The organism is Synechococcus sp. CB0205 (genome assembly GCF_000179255.1).
Lineage (GTDB): Bacteria > Cyanobacteriota > Cyanobacteriia > PCC-6307 > Cyanobiaceae > Vulcanococcus.
Genome location: NZ_ADXM01000009.1, coordinates 1 through 6,306, shown reverse-complemented (window position 1 = coordinate 6,306; position 6,306 = coordinate 1). Strand labels below are relative to the sequence as shown.

The 6,306-nt window shown below is 66.2% G+C and carries 8 protein-coding genes; 1 reads left to right on the top strand and 7 read right to left on the bottom strand.

The genetic code is table 11. The annotated features are described in order from the left end of the window. The 3 genes from CB0205_RS0100705 to CB0205_RS0100695 form a co-directional block, all read right to left on the bottom strand. The coding region (locus CB0205_RS0100705) for a DEAD/DEAH box helicase (protein WP_010313141.1) at positions 1-1,038 on the bottom strand (1,038 nt) is incomplete at its 3' end. A gap of 17 nt (positions 1,039-1,055) precedes the next feature. Continuing rightward, entirely contained in the window at positions 1,056-1,439 is a 384-nt protein-coding gene (locus CB0205_RS0100700) for a hypothetical protein (RefSeq protein WP_010313138.1), read from the bottom strand. Between the two features lie 89 nt (positions 1,440-1,528). Beyond that, positions 1,529-1,828 carry a DUF2973 domain-containing protein gene (locus tag CB0205_RS0100695; RefSeq protein WP_010313135.1) on the bottom strand — a complete coding sequence of 100 codons (300 nt, stop codon included), beginning with the start codon at positions 1,826-1,828 and terminating at the stop codon, positions 1,529-1,531. A 91-nt stretch (positions 1,829-1,919) separates the two neighbouring features. Here CB0205_RS0100695 and CB0205_RS0100690 point away from each other — a divergent pair, with 91 nt between their 5' ends. Beyond that, entirely contained in the window at positions 1,920-3,017 is a 1,098-nt protein-coding gene (locus tag CB0205_RS0100690) for a trypsin-like peptidase domain-containing protein (RefSeq protein WP_010313133.1), read from the top strand. A 4-nt stretch (positions 3,018-3,021) separates the two neighbouring features. Here CB0205_RS0100690 and CB0205_RS0100685 read toward each other — a convergent pair whose 3' ends face one another. The 4 genes from CB0205_RS0100685 to CB0205_RS14050 form a co-directional block, all read right to left on the bottom strand. Further along, positions 3,022-3,201 (bottom strand): hypothetical protein, encoded by a 180-nt coding sequence (locus CB0205_RS0100685; RefSeq protein WP_010313131.1) that lies wholly within the window; start codon positions 3,199-3,201, stop codon positions 3,022-3,024. A 144-nt stretch (positions 3,202-3,345) separates the two neighbouring features. After that, positions 3,346-5,070: an ABC-F family ATP-binding cassette domain-containing protein gene (locus CB0205_RS0100680; RefSeq protein WP_010313129.1), complete on the bottom strand. Its 1,725-nt coding sequence runs from the start codon at positions 5,068-5,070 to the stop codon at positions 3,346-3,348. A gap of 241 nt (positions 5,071-5,311) precedes the next feature. Continuing rightward, positions 5,312-5,545, bottom strand: a complete 234-nt coding sequence (locus tag CB0205_RS0100675; RefSeq protein WP_029625999.1) for a hypothetical protein — start codon at positions 5,543-5,545, stop codon at positions 5,312-5,314. Between the two features lie 74 nt (positions 5,546-5,619). Next, positions 5,620-6,306, bottom strand: a 687-nt coding sequence (locus CB0205_RS14050) for an anhydro-N-acetylmuramic acid kinase (protein WP_043705125.1), incomplete at its 5' end; no start/stop codon positions are given.

Sequence of the window (6,306 nt, the reverse complement as noted above, 5' to 3'; positions counted from 1 at the left end):
CTGCTGCTCCGCGGGGCTCCAGAGGCGGATCGCGCGCCCTGGTCCGAGGCGTCCGGCGCGTCCGGCCCGTTGCTCCGCACTGGCCTGGCTCGCCGGGAGTGTGACCAGGCTCTCCATGCCGCTGGCGGGGTCGAAGCGGCTGCGGCGGCTTAGGCCGCTATCGATCACCAGGGCGACCCCGGCGATCGTCAGGGAGCTTTCGGCAATGGCCGTCGCCAGCACCACCTTCCCCGCGGGGCTGCGGCTGGCTTGGATCGCGCGGCTCTGTTCCCCCAGGGGCAAGTTGCCGTGCAGGGGGCAGATCTCCAGGTCCTGGGACCAGCTGGTCCGCGCGATCGCCTCCTGGCACTGCTGAATCTGGCGTTGTCCAGGGAGGAACACCAGGGCGGTCTCGTGGTCCTGCCGTTGGTCAAGCCATTGGCTCTCCAGGGCCCGGACCACCTGGGAGCAGAGGGTTTCACGCTCTCGAGCCGGTTGGTGCTGGACCGCGACGGGGAAGCTTCGTCCTTCGCTGGTCAGCAGCGCGGCCTCGGGCAGCTGTTCGCGCAGGGGCTGGAGGTTGAGCGTCGCTGACATCACCAGCAGTCGCACCTCCGGTGCGATCACCGCCCTGGCCTCCCGCAGTAGCGCCAAGGCGAGGTCCGCCTCGCTGCGGCGCTCGTGGAATTCGTCGAAGATCACGCAGGCCACCCCCTCCAGGCTGGGGTCGGACTGCAGCTGCCGCAGGAACAGACCGTCGGTCAGCACCTCCACCCGGGTGGCGGCTGAGACCCGGCTCTCCAGGCGGACGCGATAGCCAATCCGTTGGCCAACGTCCTCGCCAAGACTGCTGGCCAGACGCTGGGCCGCGGCTTTGGCAGCGAGCCGGCGCGGCTCCAGCATCAAGACCCGCCCGCTCTCCGGGGGCAGGGCCTCAAGCAGGGCCAGGGGAACGCCTGTGGTTTTTCCGGCCCCCGGTGGAGCCTGCAGCAGCAAGGTTCCGCCCGCTGGAAGCCGCTGCACCAGCTCGGGTAGCAGCGGCTCAATCGGAAGCGGCACGCTGGGTGATCCGGGCGTCAGCGCACGTGGCGCGCGCCATCGACCGGGTGGTACAGCTCACCGGTCAGCTCTTCGTAGACGATGGCCGGCAGACCGGTTTCAAACATCGTCTGCAGGGCTTCTTTGAGATAGGGGTTCCAGCCGCCGGTGTTGACGTTGCCGTGGCGCACGGTCCAGTCCCAGGTGCCCTGGAGATCCCTAGGGATGCGGCCTTCGCGGTCGCGGCGGGTCACCAGATCCTGGGATTCAACGAGGCCCACCAGGATGGGCTCCTTGCCGTAGGCGGGAGTCAGGATCAGTTCCAGGCGAACGGGATCCTCTTTCACCAACTTGAGCTGGAAGCGCGGGGGCAGCTTGATGGCCTTGAGCACAGCAGCCACGATCCGGGTTCTTTGCTCCACTCAGCCTCCGCCAATGTTCACAAGCACCCACTGGTTGTACCAGCTGGAGGGTCCAAGCGGGTTGCTCTGGGGTCGTTCAGTCAGGCGGGTTACTCGTCGTCTTCGCCAAAACGCACCGTGAGTAGGTCGTCTTGGGTGAGCTGTCCGTCCTGATCCAAGAGCTCGGGGTGAATCGTCAGCCGCCCCGTTCGATCCCCCTGAGGCGTGCGGTCCCGGTCACCGGGACGGGGCACGGCTGAATAGCCGCGGGCCATGATCCGAAAGGCCTGCCAGAGCAGCCCGATGAAGCAGGCGCCGTAGACCAGCGGCAGCAGCTTGCTGGCGACCAGACCGAGATCGGGTGTGGTGGCGAGCATGGCGGAGCTCTGGAAGGCCGACTGCCCCATCATCGCGCGCCCCCCGGTGCTTGCGTGCCCTGGAGCGTTCTGCTTACGGTTTCGCAGATTTGCTCTTGGTTCCATGGCTGGCGCAGCAGCACGGATGGCCGGCCTTTTGCTGGCGGCAGGTGCGGGACCCGTCCTCCTGGCTCTGCCACCGGTGGCGGCCCAGAGCGCACCGGCGCCGGCCCTGACCCGTCAATCCTTTGTGGCCGAGGCGGTGAAGCGCACCGGCCCTGCGGTCGTGACCATCGACACGGAGCGCACGGTCGTGGTTCCAGGGGGATCCCTGGTCACGCCCTTCCCGTTTAACGACCCGATGCTGCGGCAGTTTTTCGGGCTGCCGCCCGGGGGCGGAGCGACCCGGATTCCCCCCTCCCAGCGGACCGAGCGGGGCCAGGGCAGTGGGGTGATTTACGACCCCTCGGGCTTGCTGCTGACCAATGCCCACGTCGTCGAGGGCACGACGCGGGTGATGGTCGGTCTGCCCGACGGTCGCCGGGTGGAGGGCAAGGTTGTCGGCAGTGACAGCGTCACGGACCTCGCCGTGGTCCGCTTGAACGGGCCAGGTCCTTGGCCCGTGGCCGCCCTGGGTGATTCCGATGCCCTGCAGGTGGGCGAATGGGTGATTGCGGTGGGCAATCCCTTCGGCCTGGATCAAACCGTGACCTTGGGGATCGTCAGCAACCTGAACCGCAACGCCGCGGCGCTGGGGATCACCGATAAGCGGTTGCAGCTGATTCAGACCGACGCCGCCATTAACCCCGGCAATTCCGGTGGGCCCTTGCTCAACGCCGACGGGGAGGTTATTGGCATCAACACCTTGGTGCGCTCCGGCCCTGGGGCGGGTCTTGGCTTCGCCATCCCTGTGAATCAGGCCCGATCGGTGGCCCAGCAGTTGGTGACCAGCGGCAAGGTCAGCCACGCGATGGTGGGCGTTGCCCTAGAGCCCGTGCAGGGCAGCGCTGGTGCAAGGGTCCGCAGCGTGATGCCCGGCGGGCCAGCGGCTCGCGCTGGGGTCCGCGCTGGTGATGTGGTGGTGGCCGCGGCGGGGCAACCCGTGGCTGATCCGGCGGCCCTGATCCAGGTGGTCAGTCGCCATGGCGTGGGCCGGCCGCTGCTGCTGGAGTTAGAGCGGGATGGCCAGGGTCTGGAGGTCCGAGTGACCCCCGTCGAGCTCTCGACCTTGATGCAGCGCTAGGGCGTCATTGCTGCTCGCGCAGCACCTCAACGCATTGGGTCACGCATTCGCCGTCATCCACGGAGCAGGCCGTGATGCATTCGAAGTAGCTGCTCACCGGATCCCCCTCGCTTCGGGCGGGGATGCCGGGGGTGGCGTGGGCCCGGGGGAAAGCCGATGGAGTTGCGTTGAACAGGGGATCCATGGCCGGCTCTCGATGGGCCTTAACAGCCTATGCACAAGTGTTCAATAACCCCTAGAAAAATGAGTCTTCTTGCCTAGTGCCTTGTGAAGTTTTTGCGTTAGGTATTTCTTCGCTCTGTCCTGTGAACTTGAGGCGATTGTCCTGTCAGGCAGCGGATTTGCGGGCGGCTTCCTTCGCTTTTTGCTTATCGCGTTTGGCCTTGCGCTTGGCCTCCTGTTCGGCGGCCTCGAGGGCGGCCTGGGTGGCTGCAGATTCCTCGGCTTTCTTCTCGCGGTAGTAGGCATAATCACCGCGGTAGACCACTAATTCGCCGTCGCGGATCTCGACAATCTTGTTGGCCACGCGGGAGATGAAATAGCGGTCGTGGCTGACCACCAGAGCGGCCCCTTCGTAGTCACGAAGAGCGCCCTCCAGCATCTCCTTGGCTGGGATGTCCAGGTGGTTCGTCGGCTCATCCAGCACCAGCAGATTGCAGGGGCTCAGCAACATCAACGCCAGAGCCAGCCGGGCCTTCTCGCCTCCGCTGAGCTTGCCCACCTCCTTGAAGACCGCGTCATTGCTGAAGCAGAAGCTGCCCAACAGTGAGCGCACCTGGGTTTGGGTCCAGTCCGGAACGGCTTCGAAGATCGTGTCGATCACCGTTTTGCTGAGGTCGAGCGCCTCGGCTTGGTTCTGCTCGAAGTAGCTGGCGATCACGTTGTGCTCGCCAAGCCCGGCTGAGCCCTCGTCGGGGGTCTCGATGCCCATCACCAGCCGCAGCAGCGTCGACTTGCCGGCCCCATTGGGTCCGACAAAGGCGATCCGGTCCCCCCGTTCAATCTCGAGATTGGCCCCTAAGAAAAGAATCTGCTCGCCATAGCTGTGGCTTAGGTCCTTGATCTCGGCGATCAGACGACCGCTGCGCGGAGCGGGCGGGAACTGGAAACGAGGACCGCTGACGCTCTCAGTCGGTGCCTCAATTCGCTCCACCTTGTCCAGCAACTTTTCGCGGCTCTTGGCCTGGGTGGATCGCGTGGCGCTGGCGCGGAATCGATCGATGTAGGCCTGCTGGGTGGCGAGTTCCTTCTGTTGCCGCTCAAAGGCGGCTTGCCCGGCTTCGCGCTCGAGGGCTTTTTGCTCGAGGTGGTTGCTGTAGTTCCCCAGGTAGCTGCGGGAGACGCCGCGTTCGGTCTCGACGATTTGGTTGCAGACCCGATCGAGGAAGGCTCGGTCGTGGCTGATCACCACCAGCGGGCAGGCTTGGCCGATCAGATAGTCCTCAAGCCACTGGATGGTCTCGACATCCAGGTGGTTGGTTGGTTCGTCCAGCAGCAGCAGATCGGGCTCCTGGAGCAGCACCTTGCCCAGGGCGATGCGCATCTGCCAGCCCCCGGAGTAATCCCCCACGAGCTGCTCGGCCCCCTCGGGGCTGAAACCGATGGTCGGCAGCAGCTTGTCGATGCGGGCGTCGAGCTCGTAGCCGTGCAGCCCCTCAAAGCGGCTTTGCAGCCGGCCCAGTTCATGGATCAGGGCGTCGAGGTGGTCGGGATCGTTGGCGGCCTGCTCAGAGCCCATCTCCTCTTCCACCTGACGCTGGCGGTTGAGCACCTGGGCGGCTTCGCCGAAGGCCTGGAACAACTCCTGCCGAACCGTGCGCGACGGGTCAACGTCGAATTCCTGTTGGAGGTAGACGATGCGGGGTTCCCCCTGCTTCACCACCTGCCCGCTACTGGGCTCCTCCAGCCCAGAGATGATCCGCATCTGGGTGGATTTGCCGGCGCCATTCACGCCGACCAGGCCAATGCGGTCCCCGGTTTTCACCTCCCAGGTGACATCCCGGAGCACCTCGCCCGTGGGATAGATCTTGGAGACGCGTTCGAGGCGAAGCAAGGCGGTATTGGTAGAGGGCGCCGGTTCGGGCTCACGCCCTGGGTCGTACCGACATCATCTCCCTCCGGCTGATTGCAGGCCGATCAGCCCTGCAGACTGGAGGTTCCTGACTGCATCGACCGCCATGGTGAAGCGACTCGAGCAGGTGGCGGCCCTGGTGGTGGCCGCCGGCCTCGCGATCGTGAGCTACTGGCTGTTCTTCAGTTGGATGGGGGAAGACCGCCGGCCCCAGCGCAACCGTTCAGAGTCCGCCGCGGGCCTTGAGAAGCCATTGCTTGGTGTCGGGGTCTTCGACGCTGGCCAAGTGGGCTTTGACGTCGTCGCGGCTCACCGGGAGTCCCCAGCTCTGCCCCAGTTCACAGATGCGGCTGAGGGTGCCTGAGGGATCCTGCAGGGCCTGCCGGAAGAGCTCCTGGGTGAGGTCTTGATCGCTGCGGATGCGCTCATAGAGCGCGGGGGCATTGCCGGAACTCATGGATTCTGCGGCCGGACCCTCTCACCCTATAAATCGCATCGGCTCTTGCCGATCCTTCGCGACGGAAGTTGATCTCAGGGGTGGTGCCTGAGCCCCGGTGGCTCGGCGCAGAGCCCGAGAACGGAGGGCTGCGAGGCCCCGGTCACCGACGTCAGCGAGCCGCTGGCGCCCAGTCCGTGCCACCAGGCCAGCAGGGCAAAGGCCAGGGCCTCCCGGTCGCTGTCGGCAATGCCCAGCTCAGCGAGGGACCGCAGGCAAAGGCCGCGGCAGCGGCGGCGCAGTTCCCGCATCAAGGTGGCGTTGCGTGCCCCGCCCCCCGCCACCAGCAGCTCCAGGGCCGGAGGGGCCTGCCGCAAGTCCTGCGCGACCACCGCCGCCGTGAAGGCCGTCAAGGTGGCCAGGGCATCAGCGGGCTGGAGCGGATTGAGCTGCTCCAGTCGCCGCTGGAGGTCGGCTGCACCAAAGAGCTCGCGGCCCGTTGATTTGGGCGGTTGGCTTTGGAAATAAGGTTCCTGCAGCCAACGGGTGATGAGGGCTTCATCGGCCTGGCCTTCCGCCGCCCAGGCACCGCCGGCATCAAAGCTCCGCTCGCCCTGGCTGAAGTGTTGAACCGCCAGGTCCAAGAGGCTGTTGGCGGGGCCGCAGTCCCAACCCAGCACCGCTGCTTGGCGGTCGGGGCCGGAGCGGGGCGGCAGCAGGGTCAGGTTGGCGATGCCCCCGAGGTTCAGCAGGGCACGCCAGCCGCCGATCGGGGGAAGCAA

Excerpts from the sequence above, each read along its gene's own strand:
- CB0205_RS0100695 (WP_010313135.1), bottom strand. The coding sequence starts at position 1,828 with ATGATGGGGCAGTCGGCCTTCCAGAGCTCCGCCATGCTCGCCACCACA.
- CB0205_RS0100690 (WP_010313133.1), top strand. The coding sequence starts at position 1,920 with ATGGCCGGCCTTTTGCTGGCGGCAGGTGCGGGACCCGTCCTCCTGGCT.
- CB0205_RS0100685 (WP_010313131.1), bottom strand. The coding sequence starts at position 3,201 with ATGGATCCCCTGTTCAACGCAACTCCATCGGCTTTCCCCCGGGCCCAC.
- CB0205_RS0100675 (WP_029625999.1), bottom strand. The coding sequence starts at position 5,545 with ATGAGTTCCGGCAATGCCCCCGCGCTCTATGAGCGCATCCGCAGCGAT.